Here is a 19,474-nt window from a genome sequence, read left to right on the forward strand (position 1 = left end):
CGGAGGGACTCATGGAGATCCGTACGCGTACCCGACCCCTGCAAGGCCGCACGGTGGTGGTGACCCGAGCTGCGCGGGGACTGGGCGCGGCCCTGTCCCGGTCGTTGGACGAGCGGGGTGCGCGGCTCGCCCTGCTGGGGCTGAAAGGCTGGAGGAGGTCGCCGGTGCGTGGAACTCACGGTTTGTGTGTGACCCAGAGCAGTTCCGCCGGCCAGCGGTGTGCCCAGTCGGGTGGGTCGGTTTCGTTGTAGCCGTTGGGTGTTCCGAGCTCGGGCCGCGGCTCGATGAGGTCGTCGATGATGAGACCCGCGCCGCGCAGGACCCTGACCCAGTCGCCGTAGGTGAGCTGATAACTGGTCGCGCCGTTGCCTTCGGCGATGGTGGCCAGCCCGAAGTAGTCCTGCTGCAGCGTCGTGGTCACACGGCTGCCGGCTTCGTCGTAGCAAGCTTCGAACCATGGGCTGGCGACGTTGAACACCAAGCGCCCGCCTCGGCGCAGGACGCGTGCGGCCTGGGGGACGGCCAGGTGCGGGGGCGCCCAGCTGAGCCCACCGAAGTCGCAGAACACCAGGTCGAAGCTGTTGTCGGCGAAGGGGAGTTGCTCGGCGGCGCCTTGCACCAGCGGGTAGCGGGCCGCTCCCATCGCACGGGCCGCTGCCGCGAGTTGGGCTTCGGACAGGTCGAGGCCGACCACGGTGGCGCCCTCAGCGGCAAGCGCCCTGGACCACTGGCCGGCGCCGCAGCCGAGTTCGAGGACGCGCTTGCCGGTGACGTCGCCGAGGGCGTGCAGGTGCGCGTCGGGGATGGAGTACATGCCCCACAGCCGGGGTGTGGCACCTATCCGCGGGTCGTGCTCGTGCTGGTAGGCGCTGCTGATCTGGTTCCAGAGCCGCCGGTTGGCGGGGATGCTGTCCACCTTCCGACTCCAGCACTGCCTGCCGGGGGCAGTCAACACGGTGAGGGCCTCGACCACGACCGCACACCACCGCCTGATCAGCAGCCGTCCCGCCGGCCCGGCGGCCCGCTCACCCGGCTCATGCACCGCTCATGCACCGCATGGACCGCTCAGAGCGAGCGGGACGCCCGCTCCCCAGCGTCGGGGCTACGCGGGCTGCCGCGGGGAGCGGAGGACGAGCAGGGTGATCTCGCTCGGGGCGAGGACGCGGAAGGGCGGGCCCCAGAAACCGGTGCCGCGGCTGGTGTAGAGAAGGGTGCGGGCGCCGTGGTGGCTGAGGCCGGCCACGGCCGGCTGGTCGAGGCGCACCAGGTAGTGGAAAGGCCAGATCTGACCGCCGTGGGTGTGGCCGGAGAGCTGGAGGTCGATGCCCCGGGCCGCCGCGCGGTCGATGAACTTGGGCTGGTGGGCCAGGAGGAGGACGGGGAGGTCGGAGTCGGCGCCCTGGAGGGCTCCGTCGAGGTGGGCCCGGTGCCCGGTCAGCCCGGAGGCCTCGGCGGTGACGTCGTCGACGCCGGCGACCACGAGGGTGTCACCGCCGCGTTCGAACAGCAGATGCCGGTTGCGGAGCGGCTCCCAGCCGAGCTCGCCCATCAGGTCGACCCATCCCTGGGCCTCGCTGTAGTACTCGTGGTTGCCGGTGACGTAGACACGGGCCCAAGCCGCCCGCACGGTGCCCAGCGGGGCGGCCTGGGCCCGGCGGCGTTCGGCCGTTCCGTCGGCGATGTCTCCGGTGTGGCAGACCAGGTCGGCCTCCAGGGTGTTCACCGTCTCGCAGACCCGTTCCGACCAGCGGGCGCGGTCGAGCGGACCGTAGTGCGTGTCAGTGATCAGAACCACCCTGGTGCCGTCCAACCCGGCTCCCAGACGCGGGAGTTCCACATCGAGTCGGCGCACGCGTGGTACGCGTCGGGCCTCGCCGTAACCCCAGGCGAGCAGCACCGCGGAGACGCCGAGGACGACCCAGGTGACGATGCGCGCCCGGTCCTGTCCGTCGCCCACACCGGCCGCGGCCAGGGCGAACCTCAGCAGGACGCCGAGCAGAACGGACCAGGTGAAGAGAACCCAGATGCCGCCCAGGAGGGTGTCACCGACGATCGCCGCGCGGTCCTGCTGGCGCCGGCCGTGGCCGCGCATCATCGCGAGCGGCATGCCGATCAGGCCGACGGCGAAGACAGCGGTGGCGATCAGTGTGCCAGGGAACGGCCAGTGCTGACCGGTGTACAGGAGGACCACGCACGGCACGGTCCACAGCAGGACCGGGGCGATCAAGGGGAGGTAGCGGAACAGACGGTGCAGTCTGCTCCTCGGCTCCCCTTGAGCTTCGGTGACGGATCGGGGTTCGCTGGTCTCGGTCACGCTTCGTCTCCTGGGATTCTGTCCGGCGGGTCATACCCGTGGTGGAACCGGGTGGTGGCCCCGGACCAGTCGTCGCATCAGCCGTCCGTCCGTGACCTCGCCATGATCGGACCTGCCCGGTGCCGCTCCGGCCCCGGCTTTCCGAGTCGCTTGGGCAGGTCATCGTCCTCCGTCGCGGACGGGGGGTGCCTCAAGCTTCGCAGAGCCCGTCACGCGCGGCCCGCAGACCCTGCGGTCGGCCTGAACGGCACCGGCCGGGCAAGACGAGTCGACGAGCCCCGGCGGCCGTGCCGACCAGGACGCCCTGGTCGGCGTCGACGACGGCGGGAGGTTCGCGCGCGCCGGACGGTGCCACGGCAGCGGCCTGCCCAAACCCACGGCGCCCGCACGCGGCAGCGTCAGCCGTCCTCCGTCAGCCCACGTTCCTGAACCAGTACCATCCGAGCTCCCGCCCGGTCCGTCCTCTGTCGCGCCCGCTTCCCGCCTGTCGAGGCCTTCTCCAGCCGCAGCCGCGCCGTCCGGCCGCGCAGGGTCAGCGTCATGAGCTGGTTGCCGAACCACGGGCCGCCCGTGCGCTCCCAGCGCACCGCCGGGGCTGCGACACGGCCGTGGCGAGCGAGGAGGTGTCCGATGCCCTTGGCGAAACGGCTCCAGCCGAAGCGGAAGCCCACCCGCATCGCGGCGGGCACGGAGTTGTGCAGCGGAGAGCAGGTGAACTGGAAGACGCGGGAGCCCGGCTGCTGCCCGGCGGGCCAGACGGGCTCGGCCACGTACGCGTGGTGGACGTCCCCCGACAGCACGCACACCGTCGCCGGGGCGGCGTCGCCCCGTCCCACCTCCGCGACCGTCTCCGTCAGCCGGTGGAACGAGGCGGTGAACGCCGCCCAGTGCTCCAGGTCCGCGCGCCGCCGCAGCCACTCGCCGAACCGGGCCCAGCCCGGTCCGCGCTCGCCCCGGCACAGGGCGGCGTGCCAGCTCTCCGCGAAGTGGACCATCGGCGGCAGCAGCCACGGCAGCGAGGTCCCGACCAGCAGGTGATCGACGCCGCCGGGGTCGTCGAACGCCTGCGTCCGCAGCCAGTCCGCCTCCTCGGCGTCGAGCATCGCCCGGCTCTGCTCCTCCAGCACCCGCGCGGCCCGCGTGTCCACCATCAGCAGCCGGGTGCGGCCGAAGTCCCGGCGGTAGCTCCAGCGCACCGACGCCGGATCGGCGTCGGCCCGCTCCGCGAAGGCACGCAGCACCTCGGTGCCGTCGTCGGCGGCGAGGACCGCCGTGTACAGCGCGTCCTCCGCGAGCTCGGCCGGAGAGAGGTTCCCGAGGTGCTGGTAGACCCAGTACGACATCAGGCCGCCGGTGATCCGCTCGTGCCACCACGGCGTCGCGCGCATGTCGGCCACCCAGGCGGCGCTGGTGTTCCAGTCGTCGATGACGTCGTGGTCGTCGAAGATCATGCAGCTGGGCACGGTCGACAGCAGCCAGCGCAGTTCGGGATCGCCCCAGGACTCGTCGTAGAGACGGGTGTACTCCTCGTAGTCGGCGACCTGGTCCGGAGGGGCGTCGGAGCCGGTGCCGGCCGACCGCCGGTGCCGGGCGATCCAGTCGCGGGTGTCGGCGGAGGTCTCGTCGGCGTACACCTGGTCGCCCAGGAGGACGAGCACGTCCGGGCGGCCGTCCTCGGGATCGGCGGCCAGCCGGGCGGCGAGGGTGTCTAGGACGTCGGGGCCCACCGGATCGGCTTCGCCCACGGCGGGCGCCGCCCACCGGCACGAGCCGAAGGCGACGACCGCGCCGCTCGCCGGGACCGGCGGCGTGTTCAGGGTGCTGGGCGGCAGGGGCGAGCCCGCCTGGGGCCATGCCCGGTCGCCGTCGAGCACCACCTCGTACTCCGCTGCCGATCCGGGGGTCAGCCCGGTCACGACGACGAGCGCGTAGTGGTGCCCGGCGACGAGGAACGTGCGGGCCGAACCACCGCCGCCGCCCGCGCACCGGATCTCGACCGAACACGCCTGGTCGGTCTCCACCCACACCGTCGCACTCGTCCCCGACTCCCAGTCCACGTACCGCACCAACGGTCCCAGCCGCAGACCGGCCATCGCGCGTCCCCTTCCGCCACTCGGTACGCACCGGCCCACCGAACGGACCGGCCCTTCGTCCGAACCAGCCCTCCGAACGGAGCAGGCCTTCCTCGTACCGTACGGAATGGTGCCGCCGACAGCGTCGTCGCGCCACCGCCCCGGCGCATGGTCACGTCCGGTGTGACCCGCGGCCGGCAGGGTAGCGGAGATCCATGGCACCTGACGACACCTCCGCCGCCGCGAGCGGCTACGTCCAGCCCGAGATCGACGTCAAGGCCCTGGCGAGGCTGCTCGACGGAGAGTACGCGGAGATCCGCGACCTCGTCCGGAGCAATCTGACGGCCCATGCTTCCGTCCTCGAGGACGCTGAACGACTCGGCATGGACGCGTTCCGTGAGCGGGTGCGCGACATCGTGGTCGAGATGGCCGGGACCGGCCAGACCGGGATGGGCTTCCCCGCGGCGTACGGCGGCGGGGACGACATCGGCGCGTCCGTCGCGGCCTTCGAGACCCTGGCCTTCGGCGACCTGTCGGTGCTGGTCAAGGTCGGGGTGCAGTTCGGACTGTTCGGCGGTGCCATCCTGCACCTGGGCACCGCGCGCCACCACGACACCTACCTGCCGGACCTGATCGCCGGCCGGCTGATGGGCTGCTTCGCGATGACCGAGACCGGACACGGCTCCAACGTCCAGGCGCTCGGGACGGTCGCCCGCTACGACGCCGACGCCCAGGAGTTCGTCGTCACCACGGAGGGCGACGCGGCACGCAAGGACTACATCGGCAACGCCGCCCGCCACGCCGAGCTCGCGGTCGTCTTCGCCCAGCTGGAGGTCGGCGGCGAGGCCCGCGGCGTCCACGCCCTCCTCGTACCGCTGCGCTCCGGCGGCGAGGTCGTGCCGGGCGTCGAGATCGAGGACGACGGCCGCAAGATGGGCCTCAACGGCGTCGACAACGGCCGCATCCGCTTCCACGATGTCCGCGTCCCGCGCGAGGCGCTCCTCAACCGCTTCGCCGACGTCACCCCCGACGGCACGTACGTCAGCTCCATCGACAACCCCAACCGCCGCTTCTTCACCATGGTCGGCACGCTCGTCCAGGGCCGGGTCTGCGTCGGCGGGGCCGGAGTCGGCGTCGCCAAGGTCGCCCTCACCCTCGCCGTCAAGTACGCCGTACGCCGACGCCAGTTCGAGGCATCCACGGGTACTTCAGCTGCCGGTGCCGAGGAGCAGCTCCTGCTGGACTACGGGATGCACCAGCGCCGCCTGCTACCGCTTCTCGCCCGCACGTACGCGCTCCACTTCGCGCAGGACACGGTCCGCGGGCAGCTCCACGACGTCTTCTCCGGCGACGACGACCCGCAGGCGCGCCGTCGTCTGGAGTCGCGGGCCGCCGGCACCAAGGCGCTCGGCACCTGGCACGCCACACGCACGGTGCAGGAGTGCCGCGAGGCGTGCGGCGGGGCCGGCTATCTCGCGGTGAACCGCTTCGCCGCCCTGAAGGCCGACAGCGACGTCTTCACCACCTTCGAGGGCGACAACCACGTCCTGCTCCAGCTCGTGGCGAAGGGCCTGCTCACCGACCACGCCAGCGAGTTCGAGGATCTGGACCAGCTCGGCATGGTCCGCTACGTCACAGGCCTGGCGGTCGAGACCGTCATCGAGAAGACCTCGGCCCACAAACTCCTGGAGCGGGTGCGCGACCTGCTGCCCGGTGGCGACGAGTGGGACCGGGAGGCCGGGCTGCTCGACTCGGAGTACCAACTGGCCATGCTGCGCTACCGCGAGGAGCACATGCTCGCCGGCCTGGCCCGCCGCCTCAAGGCCGGCGTCGACCGGAGGCGTGATCCCGGCGCGGTCTTCTCCCAGGTCCAGGACCACGTGATCGCCCTCGCCCGCGCCCATGTCGAGCGGCTCGTCCTCGAGTCGTTCGTCGACGCGTGCAAGACCCACCCCGATGGTGGCAACAAGGTCGCGCTGGGGCTGCTCTGCGACCTGTTCGCACTGTCGACGATCGAGGCGGACCGGGCCTGGTTCATGGAGCACGGCCGCCTGACCGTCCAGCGATCCAAGGCGATCAGCCGCGAGGTGAACGACCTGTGCCGCAAGATCCGCCCCCTCGCCGTCGACCTGGTCGACGCCTGGGCCATCCCGCCGCGCATGCTGCGGGCGCCGGACCTCCTGGCCTGACGACGGGCCGACCGCGTCTCCCGCCCACCCGGACCCCCTGCACGCTGAAAATCACCTCGCCGAGCCGGGGGCCGGATGGCAGGGTGCGGCGCATGACGCCCCCGTATCAGATCCGTGCCGACTACGACGCCCGCACCATCGTGGTCTATCAGGCGTACTCGCCTGCCATCGCTGACGCGGCACTGCGGGCGGGCCGCTTCGTCGCGCCGTTCTCGTTCCACCGAATGACATGGATCAAGCCGTCCTTCATGTGGCTGATGCACCGCAGCAACTGGGCCCGCAAGCCAGGTCAGGAACGCGTTCTCGCGGTACGGATCACTCGAGAAGGCTGGGAGGAGGCACTGTCCCGGGCCGTGCTGACGACCGCCGACCCGGCTGCGGTGGCCCAGGCGGCCGTACACGTCCAGTGGGACCCGGAACGATCGCCGCGCGGAGCGGCACTGAACCACTACAGCATCCAGGTCGGCATCGGCCGCCACCTGATCCGCACGTTCACCGACGACTGGATCGTCAGCCTCACCGACCTCACCCCTCAGATCCGCAAGGCGTCAACGCTGGTGCAAACCGGGCACGCCACCAAGGCACAGCGGCTGCTTCCTCCGGAGCGCACCTACGCGTTGCCCCAGGCGCTGGCAGACATCCTCACCCCCCGCTAGAGGGTGGTGGCCCCGCCCGTCAGGACCGAGGCCACCACCCTCACCCCCTACCCGCGGAAGCACGGGCGCACCAGTACCCCTCCCCTTTCGAGTGTCCTCGTGTTCGCGCGGCTCCCGTCGCTCAGATCCGTCGGGCCCGGCGGAGCGAGGTCAGGGCGTAGCAGCCGAGCAGGACGACGGTGAACGCGAGGCCGATGCCGGCCGCCTGACGCATGTCCGGGACCTCCACCGCGGTGGCGGCGACGGCCAGCACGCCCACCCCGGCCGCGACGGCGAGCTTGCTGCCCCCGGGGACGCTGAACCCCGTGAACTCCCCCGGATGCCTGTCCCGGTGCCGCCGGAAGGCGACGTACGAGGCGAGGATCAACAGCCAGACGAGCAGCACCGCGAAGAGGGCGATCGACATCAGGATGCCGAAGATGCCGCCGATGTCGTAGAAGGCGAGCAGTGCGGCGGCCGCGATTCCCAGGGTGGAGGCGGCCAGGGCGTTGGCCGGGACACCGCGCGAGGTGAGGCGGGCCAGGGGTGTCGGGGCGAGGCCGTCGTCGCCGAGGGAGTGCAGGAGTCGGGAGGCACCGTACAGGTGCGCGTTCGCCGCGGAGACGGCCGCGATGAGCACGACGGCGTTGGTCAGGGTCGCGGCGGCGGGGACGCCGACGTCGGAGAAGACCCGCACGAACGGGCTCGCCTCGACACTGCCGTCTCCGGCGGCCAGGCGGCGCCACGGGATCAGCGCCACGACCAGGGTGATCGCCAGGACGTAGAAGACGCTGAGCCGCCAGGCGAGCTGGCGCATCGCGGTGCGGATGGACCGCTGCGGGTCGGTGGCCTCGGCCGACGCGATGGCGACTACCTCGAATCCGGCGTACGCGAACATCACCACGGACATGGCGACCCAGACGGACTTGGCGCCCTGCGGCACGAACCCGCCGTCGTCGGTGAGGTGTGCGAAGCCGGTCGCCCCGGTGTCCGGCAGGCCGAAGAACACGAGGAAGGCCGCGCACAGGATGAACGCGCAGAGCGCGGTCACCTTGATGGTGGACAGCCAGAACTCGGTGGTGCCGAAGGACTTCACGTTGATGACGTTGACCGCGAGTACCACCGCGGCGACGGCGAGGATGGCCGCCGACATCGGCACGCCCGGCCACCACCAGCGGATGTAGAGCGCGGAGGCGACGACCTCCGTACCGATGACGACGACCGCGCTGAACCAGTACATCCAGCGGGTGACGAAGCCGGCCCATGGGCCGAGATAGGTGTGTGCGACGGCTCCGAAGGAGCCCTGGACGGGATGCGCGGCGGACATCTCGCCCAGCAGGACCGCGATGACGGCGACCAGGACGGCGCCGAGGGCGTACGAGAGGATCACCGCGGGGCCCGCGGCGGATATCGCCGATCCTGAGCCGAGGAACAGGCCGGTGCCGAGCGCGGAGCCCAGGCCGATCATCGTCGTCTGGCGGGGCGTGAGGGAGCGGACGAGGCCCGTGGCCTTCGCCGGCCCGCCGTTCGCACCGATCTCGGCGCTCGCACCGATCTCGGCGCTCGCACCGATCTCGCCGTTCGCACCGTTCTCGACGGAAGGCGAGGCAGCGGTGAACGCCGTGGCGGGAGGGGACGCGGGGTCCTTGGCGGGTCTTTCGGGAGCGGTCATGGCAGGAGTCCTTCTGTACGGGTGCGGAGCGGGAAGGCCCCGTGAGGGTGGGAGGGGGGCCGCACCGGGGCCGGCGTGACCGGCCCCGGCAGCGAGCCGCGGGTCAGAACTCGCTGGTGCGGAAGGGCTTCTCGGGCCGATTCAGGTCGGGCCTGCCCAGGACCTTCGGCGAGGACAGCGCGTAGATGCCGTGGTTGGTCAGCACCCAGGCGATGTTGCGGTCCCACTCCACGTACACCCCGTGGGTCTGGTTGCCGTACGCGTAGTCGGGAGTGCCACTGCCGTACGCCTTCGGGACGAAGTAGGCGTCGATCTTCGGCGCGGCCGGGTCGGAGACGTCGAAGAACTGCACACCCGCGTTGTAGAAGCCGTAGCCGAGCACGCCCGGGGTGTGCCGTCCCGGGTTGGTGTAGGAGCCGGTGCGCTTGGGGCCGAAGCTGCCGCGGCGCTGGCAGAAGTCGGTGAACCCGGCCGACGGGGGCGGGGTCGGGCGCGGCAGGACGCCCACGACACGGGGGTTCTTCGGATCCTTCGCGTCGATCTGGTAGACGTCCTTGTAGGGCTCGTAACAGTCCTCGGTGAGGGGGTAGCCGGAGTAGTAGACGATCCCGGTCCGCTCGTACTGCGAGACGTCGATGTTGTCGCCTTCGGTGCCCGCGACGGACGGCGGCAGGTCCAGGTGGCTCACGGTCCTGAGGTCGGCCGGGTTGGAGATGTCGAGGACGGTCAGGCCGTACCCGCCCATGGCCGCGAACGCGTATCGACCACCCTGTTCGACGGGCTTGGGGATGAAGAGCGGCATGCGCGCGCCCATCCAGCTGGTGCGGTTGCCGCAGCGCGGGTTCTTGCGGTACGCCGCGTCCTCACCGGTCCGCTGGCCCGGCAGGTGCCAGGTGTCGAGCAGTTTCGGGTGGGCCGGGTCGGCCAGGTCCCAGGACTGGTAGCCGGCCGAGTGCAGGTTGGTGGGGTACTCGGTGCGGGAGTACGTGTCGTCGGGCGCCGTCGCGATGAACATGTAGCGCTGGCCGGTCCAGTACGGCGTGTCGAGGGAACCGGAGCCCTGCTGCGGCGTGCCGGGGTCGCTCCCGAGCGGGTCCTTCTGGGTGGCGTCGGTGGACACGGTCGCGAGGAGTTTCCAGTCCTTCTTGCGGGGGCCGTCCAGGCGGAAGACCTTGAAGCCCTTGAGTCCGGGCTTCTCGCGCAGCTTCCTGACGCCCTCCGGGTTGTTGTACTTGTCGTGCTCCGGCTCGTCAGTCAGCTCCTGGATCTGCCGCTTGTCCTCGAAGCTCTGCACCATGACGTAGGCGTCGAGCTTCCTGTTCCACTGGATGGTGGAGGCGCCCCAGTAGTCGTTGGCCGCCCAGGTCCCGTTGGACCGCGTCTCGTCGCCGTCCACGTCCTGGCGGCTCATGCGCTCGACGACCTTCACCTTCTTCACGTCGGTGATGTCGTAGACGCGACCCTCGGAGCGGTCGTACTGGAACATGTAGCGGCGGCCGTCGAAGTCGACGATGTTCTGCCAGGTGTGGAAGTGGTCGGGGGTGAAGTCCGCTCCCTCGTAAGCGGCTTCGACCTTCATGTTCTTGATGTACGAGCGGGTGTCGTAGCCCTTGTTGCGGCCCGGGAACGTGTGCTCGTGCTCCTCGTCGACCGGTGTGAGGGCGGGGTGGCGGAAGGTGTCGTCCAGCTGCATGCCGTACGCGCCGGGGTCCGCCGGTTCGGGGCGCCGGTCGGCGCAGACCTCCGGGATGTTCGGATCGGCGATGGCGGTCGCGGTGACGCTCGCGGTGGTGACGCCGGAACCGCCCGGCACGAGGAGGGTCGCGGCGGTGGCCGCGGCGACGGCCGTGGCCAGGGTGGCTCTGGTACGGAGTGATGGCATGGTTGTCCTAGGGTCTCGGCGGCGGAGAACGGACGCGGGACGGGGTGCCGGGCGCTTCGGAGCACGGCGCGGTACGCCGGCACGGAGGTGGCCGACCGGCGTGGACCCGGTCGCGCGGTGGTCGGGCGGTTGCGCTGACCTCGGGGATCGCGCGAGCCGGGTGGTCGTGCGGCGCGGTCAGGTGACCGTCGGGCGGAGCGGTCAGGTGACCGTCGGGCGCTGCTGGTACGCGCCGGCCCGGTGCGCGCCCGTGAGCACGATCTCCCGCAGCTCGCACACGGCGCGCAGTACGTCCGCGTGGGTGAGGTAGAGGGCGTTGAAGCCGAAGCGCAGCAGGTCGGGAGCGCGCATGTCGCCGATCACACCGCGCGCGGTGAGCGCGGCGACCAGCGGGTACGCCTCGGGGTGCCGGAGAGCGACCTGGCTGCCGCGGCGTCCGGGCTCACGCGGGGTGGCCATGGTGAAGCCGAGACCGTCGAGGAGGGAGTCGGCGCACTCCTGGAAGTACCCGGTGAGGGACAGGCTCTTGGCCCGTACGGACTCCATGTCCACGCCGTCGTAGGCCGTGAGCGCCGCTTCCAGGGCGACCAGCGAGAGCAGGGCCGGGGTGCCGATGCGGGCCCGGGTGATGCCCCCGGCGGGGGCGTACGTACCCGACATGGCGAACGGCTCCGCGTGTCCGTGCCACCCGGTGACGGGGTGGTCGAAGGCCTGCTGGTGGCGAGCGGCGACGTAGGCGAAGGCCGGAGCGCCGGGGCCGCCCGAGAGGTACTTGTACCCGCAGCCGACCGCGAAGTCCACCTCCAGCGAGTCGAGTTCGACCGGCAGGGCGCCCGCCGCGTGGCACTGGTCCCAGTGCACCAGGGCGCCCGCGGCGTGCGCGGCGGCGGTGAGCGTGGCCATGTCGTACAGCTCGCCGGTGCGGTAGTCCACCGGGGCGTAGGCGGCGACCGCGACGTCCGCTCCTTCGGCGGCGAGGACCGCGGCGGCCTCGCGCGCGGGCACCCGGCGGACCTCCAGGTGAAGCAGCCGGCCGACCGAGTCGGCGATGTACTGGTCGGTGGGAAAGTGGTCGGGGTCGGTCAGGAGCAGGCGCCGGCCGGGGCGGAGCCTGGCGGCGGCGAGCAGGGTGTTGAACAGCTGGACGCTTGTGGAGTCCCCGGCCACGACCTGGCCCGGGGCCGCGCCGATCAGCCGGCCGACGGCGTCGCCGGTCCGGACCGGCGCCTCCCACCAGCCGTTGGCGTTCCAGGAGCGGATCAGGTCGGTTCCCCACTGCCGGTGCACGGCGTCCTCGACGGCCGGGGGCACGGCGGCGGGCAGCGCGCCCAGGGAGTTTCCGTCGAGGTAGACGATCCCCTCGGGGAGGAGGAAACGGTCCCGGACGTGGGCGAGCGGGTCGGCGGCGTCCAGTGCGGCGGCGCGTTCGGTCTGTGTCACCGTGAGCTTCTCGACGGCTGCCGCGTCGAGGTTGTCCACGGGCGTCGCTGTGCGGTTCCCGGTCGGTGTTCCGTTCGGCACGAGGTCACTCCGTCGGTGCGAGAGGGGCGGCGGGCAGGGCGGCGCGTGCGGGAGCGAGGGCGTCACGCTCGCGGACGAGGTCCAGCGCGATGTCCGCGAGCAGGTCCTCCTGGCCGCCGACGAGTCGCCGCCGGCCGGCCGCCACGAGCAGGTCCCTGGTGTCGAGACCGTGCCGCAGAGCGGTGTCCTCCGCGTGCCGCAGGAAGCTGGAGTACACCCCGGAATAGCCCAGGGTCAGCGTCTCCCGGTCGACCCGTACGGGCCGGTCCTGCGTCGGCCGTACGAGCTCTTCCGCGGCGTCCATCAGCGGGAACAGGTCACAGCCGTGCTCCCAGCCCATCAGGTCGAAGACGGCCACCGTCGGCTCCAGCGGCGCGTTCCCGGCTCCTGCCCCCTGGCCCGCGAGGGAGGCGTCCACCCGGTGGGCGCCCGCCTCCACCGCGGTGATGCTGTTGGCCACGCCCAGGCCGAGGTTGTGGTGGGCGTGGATGCCGATCTCGGTGGCGGGGTCGAGGACGTCGCGGTAGGCGCGGACCCGGTCCCGTACGCCGTCCATGGTGAGGCGGCCGCCGGAGTCCGTGACGTAGACGCAGTGGGCGCCGTAGGACTCCATGAGGCGTGCCTGGGCAGCCAGTTCGGCCGGGGGTGCCATGTGGGACATCATGAGGAAGCCCGCCACGTCCATCCCCAGCTCACGGGCCAGGCCGATGTGCTGGGCGGAGATGTCCGCCTCGGTGCAGTGGGTGGCGACGCGCACGGAGGTGACGCCGAGGGCGTGGGCGCGGCGCAGGTCGTCGGCGGTTCCGACGCCGGGCAGCAGCAGGGTGGTGAGCCTGGCCCGGTCGAGCACCTCGGCCGCGGCCTCCAGCCATTCCCAGTCGGTGTGCGCGCCGGGGCCGTAGGTGATGGAGGAGCCGGAGAGGCCGTCTCCGTGGGCGACCTCGACGGCGTCGACGCCGGCGGCATCGAGGGCTGCCGCGATGGCCCGCACCTGTTCGACGGTGTAGCGGTGCGACACGGCGTGCATGCCGTCGCGAAGGGTGACGTCCTGGACGTAGACCGAGGTCATCGGGCCGCACTCCGTTCGGCCAGGCGCTCGGCGGTGCGCAGCGCGGCGGAGGTCATGATGTCGAGGTTTCCGGCGTAGGCGGGGAGGTAGTGGGCGGCGCCCTCCACCTCCAGGTAGACGGAGACGAGCAGTCGCCCGCCGCCGGCGAGCCGGGTGAGCGGGTCGTCGGCGGGCAGGACGCGGAACTGCGGTTCCTGCTTGAGTCGGTAGCCGGGCACGTAGGCGGCGACGGAGGCGGCCATCGCGTGCACGGAGGCGGTCACCCGCGCCGTGTCGCAGTCGTCGACGACGCAGTGCACGGTGTCGCGCATGAGGAGCGCCGGTTCGGCCGGGTTGAGGACGATGACGGCCTTGCCTCGGGACGCGCCGCCCACCTGCTCCAGGGCGCGGGCGGTGGTCTCGGTGAACTCGTCGATGTTCGCCCGGGTGCCCGGGCCCGCCGACCGCGAGGCGATCGAGGCGACGATCTCGGCGTAGTGGACGGGTGTGGCGGCGGAGACGGCGGCGACGATGGGGACGGTGGCCTGGCCCCCGCAGGTGACCATGTTGAGGTTGGGGGCGTCGAGGTGTTCGTCGAGGTTGACGGGCGGGACGACGTACGGTCCCAGGGCCGCCGGGGTGAGGTCGACGATCTGCTTTCCGTACGGCGCGAGGGCGGCCGCGTTGCGGTGGTGGGCGGCTGCCGAGGTGGCGTCGAAGACGAGGTCGATGTCGTCGAAGTCGTCGAGCGCGAGCAGCCCCGCGACTCCGTCCGCGCTCGTCCGCACCCCGAGCCTGCGGGCGCGCGCGAGTCCCTCGGACTCCGGGTCGATCCCGATCATCGCCGCGGCGGTGACGTGTCCCGTCCCCCGGACGATCTTGATGAGGAGGTCGGTGCCGATGTTGCCCGACCCGATCACGGCTGCCTTCATCGGAGGGCCTCCTTCAGCAGAGGGGTGAGCCCGAAGAAGCGGACGGCGTTGCCGCCGAGGACGGCCTCCGTCTCCTCCGGGGTGAGCGTGCTCTCCCGCACCAGGCGGCCGATGTCCTCCTCGCCGAGCGGGAACGGATGGTCGGAGCCGAGCAGCACCCGCTCCGCGCCCATCACGTCCACGAGCAGGCGCAGCGCCCCGGGGTCGAAGACGGCGGAGTCGACGGAGAAGCGGCGGGTGTAGTGCGAGGGCGGGTGGGGGCTGTCGGCGCGGACCAGGTCACGACGGTGCCAGGCGTTGTCGGCCCGGCCGAGGAGGTAGGGGAAGCTGCCGCCGCCATGGGCGAAGAGCAGTCGCAGCGAGGCCGGAAGTCGTTCGAAGGCGCCGGAGAGGATGAGCGACAGGATGGTCAGATGCGTCTCGGAGGCCATGCCCGCCAACCAGGCCAGCATGTACCGGGAGTGGCGCGGGCCGGCCGGCAGGTCCCAGGGATGGACGAGGACGGCGGCGTCCTCCTCGGCGCAGTGCGTGAGGAACTCCAGGAGAGCGCCGTGGTCGAGGTCGAGGTCGCCGAGGTGGTTGCCGATGTGGACGCCGCGGAAACCCTGCCGCATGGCCTCGCTGAGCATGGCGCAGGCGGCCTCGGTGTCCTGGAGCGGCACCTGGCACAGGGGGGCCAGCCGGTGCGGGGCGTACGAGCCGTACGCGAGGAGACGGGAGTTGACCGTGCGGCACCAGTCGGTGGCGCGCTCCGAGTCCAGCCCGTAGCCGAAGAGCAGCGGGGTGCTGGACAGCACCTGGATGTCCACGCCGAGCCGGTCCAGGTCGGCGACACGCTCGGCGGGGTCCCACAGGGTGCGGCGCACCGGCCGGTATGCGGTGGACCCGGTCATCATCATCCCGGCGTCCGGGCCGTCCGTGGTCCGGAGCCAGGGGCCGTCGTCGGAGCCGGTGAGCCGCCGCGATTCGGCGCGGCCGATCTCCGGGAAGACGTGGGCGTGGATGTCGACGACGGTCATGCGCCGCCCGCCTCGTCGCGGCGCGTGCGCGGACGCAGCTCTTCCGGCCAGTCCTTGCCCGGGTGCGCCGCGCCGCAGTTTCCGCAGGTGCGCGCCGCCTCGTCCCGGTAGAAGGAGTCGAACACCGGCGGGAGGTCGTCGACGATCGAGGTGAGCTGCACCTCGCTGCGGTGCACCAGGTGGTGGCACTCCATGCAGTACCACTCGAAGGCGTCCCGGCTGCCCTGCGGGCGGGCGAACTCGACGACGAGGCCGACGCTGTCCTCCTCGGGCCGCTGCGGCGAGTGCCGCACGTGCGGCGGGAGGAGGAAGACGTCTCCCTCGCGGATGTGGATGTCGCGCGGCGGGCTCCCCTCCTCGTCCATGACGCGGAGCACCATGTCGCCCTTGAGCTGGTGGAAGAACTCCTCGATGGGGTCGTCATGGAAGTCGGTACGGCGGTTGGGGCCGCCGACGACCGTGACCATCAGATCGGCGTCCTGCCAGATCTGGACGTTGCCGACCGGCGGCCTGAGCAGGTGGCGGTGTTCTTCGATCCAGGCGTGGAGGTTGAACGGTTTCATGGTCACGATCGTGGTTCCTTGTTCCGGGAGAGGGGGGCTTCGACGGCTCGCGGTTCGGCGTTCTGTGTTTCGGTGGTCCGCGGTCCCGTTTCCTGCCCGCCGGCGTTCGGTGCTTCGGTGGTCTGCGGTCCCGTGTCCTGCCCGCCGGCGTTCGGTGCTTCGGTGGTCTGCGGTCCCGTGTCCTGCCCGCCGGCGTTCCGCGGGATGTGGGCGACGGCGCTGATCTCGATCAGCAGGTGTGGGTGGGGAAGCTGGTGGACGGCGACCGTGGTGCGGGCAGGTCCGCTCTCGTCGAAGTACTCGGCGTAGACCTCGTTGTAGCCACCGAAGTCGTTCATGCTGACCAGGTACGTGGTGACGGACACCAGGTCCGCCAGGCCGCCGCCCGCCGCGCCCAGCAGCCGCGCGACGTTGTCGAGTACGGCCTGGGTCTGGGCGCGGATGTCGAGGTCCGTCACCCCCATCGCGTCGGCGCTCGCGCCGACGAACGTGCCGTCGGGGCGGCGCGCGCTCGTACCGGAGACGAAGACCAGGTCACCCGCGCGCCGGAGGTGCGGGAACCGGCCGCGAGGCGGAGCGGCACCGGGGACGATCACGCGTCCTCCCCGGTGGTGAAGCGGACGGTGCCGAGGCCCGCGACCGTGGCCCGCGCATGCGTTCCGGGCGGCAGGGGCACGGCGGCGGTCGCCGCGCCGGCGAGGATCACCGTGCCGGGTTCCAGCTCACCGGCGAGGCGTGCCGCGGCGGCGAGGGCCCGCAGGGGACTCCCGAGGATGGCCGCGGTGGAACCGGTCTCGGCCAGACGCCCGTCGAGCTCCAGCAGGACACCGAGGTTGTCCAGGTCACCCGGCGCGCTCCAGGCTCCCACCGCGTAGCCCGCGGCGGAGGTGTTGTCGGCGATCACCTCGGGGAGCGAGAAGCGGAATCCGTGGTAGCGCGAGTCGATGACCTCCAGCGCCGGGGCCACCGCCGCGACCGCCGCCATGGGGTCGCCACCGGGGCGCAGGGTGTCTCCGAGCAGGAAGGCGACCTCGGGCTCGACCCGGGGGTGGATCAGACCGGAGATGTCGACACGCCCTCCGTCGGGAATCTCCATCCGGTCCGTCAGCCGCCCGTGGATCAGGTCGGACACGCCCATCTGCCTCATCTTGGCCAGGCTGGTGAAGCCCAGCTTGAAGCCGGTGAGCCGTTCGCCGCGGGCGACGCGTCGGGCGACCAGCGCCTCCTGGACGGCGTACGCCTCCTCGGTGTCCTGCGGTCCGCTTCCGCCGCCGGTCAGCGGGCGGCCGTCGCGCGCCGCCGTGTCGAGCGCCTCGGCCAGTGCCGTGATGTTCATCGGGTGTCTCCCTGCCGTCCGTCGCGCCCGAAGGCCGCGCGTACCGAACCGAGGCCGTCGATGCGGGCTTCGAGCACATCACCGGGTTCGACGGTCGTCATGGGGCCGAGCGCGCCGGTGAGCACGGTGTCTCCGGCCCTCAGCGGGTTGCCGAGGCGTACGAGCGTGTCGGCCAGCCACACGGCGGCGTGCAGCGGATTCCCCAGACAGGCGGCGCCCGCGCCGGTGGACACGGGCTCTGCGCGCCGGTCGAGCACCATGCCGGCGGTCCGCAGGTCGAGTTCCCGCAGCGGTACGGGGCGGGTGCCCAGGACGTACGCGCCGCTGGAGGCGTTGTCGGCGATGGTGTCGACGGCCGAGATGTCCCAGTCACGGATCCGGCTGCCCACGATCTCCACGGCCGGGAGCGCGAACGCGGTCGCTCTGATGACGTCGGCCACGGTGTGCCGCTCGTGGGTGAGGTCATGTTCGAGGACCAGGGCGACCTCGGCCTCCGCCCGGGCCTGGAGCACCGCTCCCCAGGGGATCTCCGCGCAGTCCGGCACCGCCATGTCGTCGGTGAGGCGGCCGAAGTCCGGCGTGTCCACGCCGAGCTGCGTCTGGACGGCCGCCGAGGTAAGCCCGATCTTCCAGCCCGTGACCCGGCGCCCCTCGGCGCGTCGGCGCTCGCCGAGGACGCTCTGGACGGCGTAGGCGGCGGTCAGGTCCCCAGGGGGCAGCAGTGCGCGGACGGGGTCGCAGGGAACGCCCGTCAGGCGCGCCGTGTCGAGGCGTTCGGCGGCGCACGCCACCGCTTCGTCCACCGTGTTCACAGTTTCACGCACACATTCATCGGTTCGGAGAAGAAGTCGAGGGAGTGGTCGCCGCCCTCGCGGCCTATGCCGGAGGCCTTCACGCCGCCGAAGGGGGTACGGAGGTCGCGCAGGTTCCAGGTGTTGACCCAGGCGATCCCGACGTCGAGTGCCGGTGCGACCCGGTGCGCACGGCTCACGTCGCCCGTCCACACCGTGGCGGCCAGCCCGTACGGCCCGGCGTTCGCGAGTGACAGGGCCTCCTCCTCGGTGTCGAACGGCGCCAGGTGGACGACGGGCCCGAAGATCTCCTCCCGTACCACCGGGTGGTCCTCCGGAAGCCCGGTCAGCACGGTCGGCTCCACCCAGAAGCCGCCGTCCCGCTCGTCGGAGAAGTGCGGCGTCCCGCCTCCGGCGAGCACGTCCCCGTCGGCCGCGGCCTTGCCGACGTAGCTCAGGACCTTGTCGCGGTGGGCCGCGGAGACCATCGGGCCGTATCCGCTCAACGACCGGGCGCCGGCGGCCAGCGCCCCGGCGAACGCGTCGAACACCGGCCGCTCCACGTACACCCGCTCGGTGCACAGGCACACCTGCCCGCTGTGGGTGAACGACGAGCGCAGGGTGCCCGCCACGGCCTGGTCCAGATCCGCGTCGGCGAAGACGAGCCCGGCGTTCTTGCCGCCCAGCTCGAACGAGACGGGGGCCAGTCGCGCGGCGGCGGCCCGCATGATCGTCCCGCCGGTGCGCGACTCGCCGGTGAAGGCGATCGCGTCGACCCCCGGGTGCTCGGTGAGCCACTGCCCGGCGGCGTCCGCGCCGCCGCCGTGGACGAGGTTGAAGACCCCGGCGGGAACGCCGGCGTCCGCCATCACCTCGGCCAGCAGGCAGGCGGTGCCCGGCGTCAGCTCGGAGGGCTTGGCGATCACCGTGTTGCCCGTGGCGAGCGCCGGGGCCACCTTCCAGGTGAGCAGCAGCAGCGGCAGGTTCCACGGCGAGATCACCGCGACGACGCCGAGCGGCTTGTGCACGGTGTAGTTCAGCGCGCCACGGCCGCCCGGGGTGGTCGTGTGCCAGGACCGCTCGCCGCGTCCGGCCAGGAGATCGGCGTACGAGCGGAAGTTGGCGACCGCGCGCGGGATGTCGACCGTCGAGGCGAGTTCGCGGGGCTTCCCCGTGTCGGCGCACTCGGCGGTGACGAACTCCTCGAAACGCCGCTCGATGCCGTCGGCGATCCGGTGCAGGAGGCGCGACCTGTCCGCCGGGCTCCAGGACGCCCACGGGCCGCGCAGCGCGTCCCGCGCCACGCCCACCGCACGGTCGACCAACTCCCGCGGAGCCGAAGGCGCTTCGCCTGCGACCGTCCCGCGGGCCGGGTCGATGAGCGGGAACGGGACGCCCGAAGCGTCGAACTCGCCCCCTACGTAATGCCGCACAGGTGAGCGCACCTTGCAGACCTCCGTTGCCGGGCCGGGGGTTCGGTTCTGGCCCCTGGCGTGTGCC

The 19,474-nt window shown here is 72.0% G+C and carries 15 protein-coding genes and 1 pseudogene; 2 read left to right on the top strand and 14 right to left on the bottom strand.

All coding sequences use genetic code 11. From position 1 onward, the window contains the following. Positions 1-175: 175 nt before the first annotated feature. The 3 genes from ACIP84_RS00885 to ACIP84_RS00895 form a co-directional block, all read right to left on the bottom strand. Positions 176-916, bottom strand: a complete 741-nt coding sequence (locus ACIP84_RS00885) for a class I SAM-dependent methyltransferase (protein ID WP_401792932.1) — start codon at positions 914-916, stop codon at positions 176-178. Positions 917-1,102: 186 nt separating this feature from the next. After that, positions 1,103-2,314, bottom strand: a complete 1,212-nt coding sequence (locus tag ACIP84_RS00890; RefSeq protein WP_401792933.1) for a metallophosphoesterase — start codon at positions 2,312-2,314, stop codon at positions 1,103-1,105. A 398-nt stretch (positions 2,315-2,712) separates the two neighbouring features. Further along, entirely contained in the window at positions 2,713-4,407 is a 1,695-nt protein-coding gene (locus ACIP84_RS00895) for an alkaline phosphatase D family protein (RefSeq protein ID WP_401792935.1), read from the bottom strand. 194 nt (positions 4,408-4,601) lie between these two features. On the opposite strand from ACIP84_RS00895, the gene ACIP84_RS00900 reads away from it, so the two are divergent. Together ACIP84_RS00900 and ACIP84_RS00905 are read left to right on the top strand one after the other, a co-directional pair. After that, the gene (locus ACIP84_RS00900) at positions 4,602-6,575 is read left to right on the top strand and encodes an acyl-CoA dehydrogenase (protein WP_401792937.1); all 1,974 of its coding nucleotides are present in this window, start codon (positions 4,602-4,604) and stop codon (positions 6,573-6,575) included. A gap of 92 nt (positions 6,576-6,667) precedes the next feature. Further along, a complete protein-coding gene (locus ACIP84_RS00905) occupies positions 6,668-7,231 on the top strand; it encodes a DUF4291 domain-containing protein (protein ID WP_401792939.1) in 564 nt (187 codons plus the stop codon). A 121-nt stretch (positions 7,232-7,352) separates the two neighbouring features. Here ACIP84_RS00905 and ACIP84_RS00910 read toward each other — a convergent pair whose 3' ends face one another. From ACIP84_RS00910 to ACIP84_RS00960, 11 genes and pseudogenes are all read right to left on the bottom strand, one after another. Next, a complete protein-coding gene (locus ACIP84_RS00910; RefSeq protein WP_401792941.1) occupies positions 7,353-8,882 on the bottom strand; it encodes an amino acid permease in 1,530 nt (509 codons plus the stop codon). A gap of 103 nt (positions 8,883-8,985) precedes the next feature. Then, positions 8,986-10,764 (bottom strand): hypothetical protein, encoded by a 1,779-nt coding sequence (locus tag ACIP84_RS00915; RefSeq protein WP_401792944.1) that lies wholly within the window; start codon positions 10,762-10,764, stop codon positions 8,986-8,988. A 201-nt stretch (positions 10,765-10,965) separates the two neighbouring features. Continuing rightward, positions 10,966-12,204 (bottom strand): kynureninase, encoded by a 1,239-nt coding sequence (gene kynU / locus ACIP84_RS00920; RefSeq protein WP_401795585.1) that lies wholly within the window; start codon positions 12,202-12,204, stop codon positions 10,966-10,968. Positions 12,205-12,289: 85 nt separating this feature from the next. After that, positions 12,290-13,354 (bottom strand): 4-hydroxy-2-oxovalerate aldolase, encoded by a 1,065-nt coding sequence (gene dmpG / locus ACIP84_RS00925; RefSeq protein ID WP_401792947.1) that lies wholly within the window; start codon positions 13,352-13,354, stop codon positions 12,290-12,292. After that, positions 13,351-14,265: an acetaldehyde dehydrogenase (acetylating) gene (locus ACIP84_RS00930; protein WP_401792950.1), complete on the bottom strand. Its 915-nt coding sequence runs from the start codon at positions 14,263-14,265 to the stop codon at positions 13,351-13,353. The genes dmpG and ACIP84_RS00930 overlap by 4 nt, the downstream gene beginning before the upstream one ends. After that, complete coding sequence (locus ACIP84_RS00935) at positions 14,262-15,284, bottom strand: amidohydrolase family protein (protein WP_401792953.1); 1,023 nt, start codon at positions 15,282-15,284, stop codon at positions 14,262-14,264. Before ACIP84_RS00935 ends, ACIP84_RS00930 begins: the two co-directional genes overlap by 4 nt. Then, entirely contained in the window at positions 15,281-15,853 is a 573-nt protein-coding gene (locus ACIP84_RS00940) for a 3-hydroxyanthranilate 3,4-dioxygenase (protein WP_401792956.1), read from the bottom strand. Before ACIP84_RS00940 ends, ACIP84_RS00935 begins: the two co-directional genes overlap by 4 nt. A gap of 191 nt (positions 15,854-16,044) precedes the next feature. Next, positions 16,045-16,443 (bottom strand): annotated as a pseudogene (locus tag ACIP84_RS00945) (RidA family protein); the annotation flags it as partial. Next, a complete protein-coding gene (locus tag ACIP84_RS00950; RefSeq protein ID WP_401792959.1) occupies positions 16,440-17,183 on the bottom strand; it encodes a 2-keto-4-pentenoate hydratase in 744 nt (247 codons plus the stop codon). The pseudogene ACIP84_RS00945 and the gene ACIP84_RS00950, both read right to left, overlap by 4 nt. Next, a complete protein-coding gene (locus ACIP84_RS00955; protein ID WP_401792961.1) occupies positions 17,180-18,007 on the bottom strand; it encodes a 2-keto-4-pentenoate hydratase in 828 nt (275 codons plus the stop codon). Before ACIP84_RS00955 ends, ACIP84_RS00950 begins: the two co-directional genes overlap by 4 nt. Beyond that, the gene (locus tag ACIP84_RS00960; protein ID WP_401792964.1) at positions 17,992-19,407 is read right to left on the bottom strand and encodes a 2-hydroxymuconic semialdehyde dehydrogenase; all 1,416 of its coding nucleotides are present in this window, start codon (positions 19,405-19,407) and stop codon (positions 17,992-17,994) included. Before ACIP84_RS00960 ends, ACIP84_RS00955 begins: the two co-directional genes overlap by 16 nt. Between the last annotated feature and the right edge of the window lie 67 nt (positions 19,408-19,474).

Source organism: Streptomyces sp. NPDC088707 (assembly GCF_044752725.1).
Taxonomy (GTDB): Bacteria; Actinomycetota; Actinomycetes; order Streptomycetales; family Streptomycetaceae; genus Streptomyces.

Bases quoted from the DNA above. Each gene is read 5' to 3' on its own strand.
- ACIP84_RS00895 (WP_401792935.1), bottom strand. From the start codon at position 4,407: ATGGCCGGTCTGCGGCTGGGACCGTTGGTGCGGTACGTGGACTGGGAG.
- ACIP84_RS00900 (WP_401792937.1), top strand. From the start codon at position 4,602: ATGGCACCTGACGACACCTCCGCCGCCGCGAGCGGCTACGTCCAGCCC.
- ACIP84_RS00905 (WP_401792939.1), top strand. From the start codon at position 6,668: ATGACGCCCCCGTATCAGATCCGTGCCGACTACGACGCCCGCACCATC.
- ACIP84_RS00910 (WP_401792941.1), bottom strand. From the start codon at position 8,882: ATGACCGCTCCCGAAAGACCCGCCAAGGACCCCGCGTCCCCTCCCGCC.
- ACIP84_RS00915 (WP_401792944.1), bottom strand. From the start codon at position 10,764: ATGCCATCACTCCGTACCAGAGCCACCCTGGCCACGGCCGTCGCCGCG.
- dmpG (WP_401792947.1), bottom strand. From the start codon at position 13,354: ATGACCTCGGTCTACGTCCAGGACGTCACCCTTCGCGACGGCATGCAC.
- ACIP84_RS00930 (WP_401792950.1), bottom strand. From the start codon at position 14,265: ATGAAGGCAGCCGTGATCGGGTCGGGCAACATCGGCACCGACCTCCTC.
- ACIP84_RS00935 (WP_401792953.1), bottom strand. From the start codon at position 15,284: ATGACCGTCGTCGACATCCACGCCCACGTCTTCCCGGAGATCGGCCGC.
- ACIP84_RS00950 (WP_401792959.1), bottom strand. From the start codon at position 17,183: ATGAACATCACGGCACTGGCCGAGGCGCTCGACACGGCGGCGCGCGAC.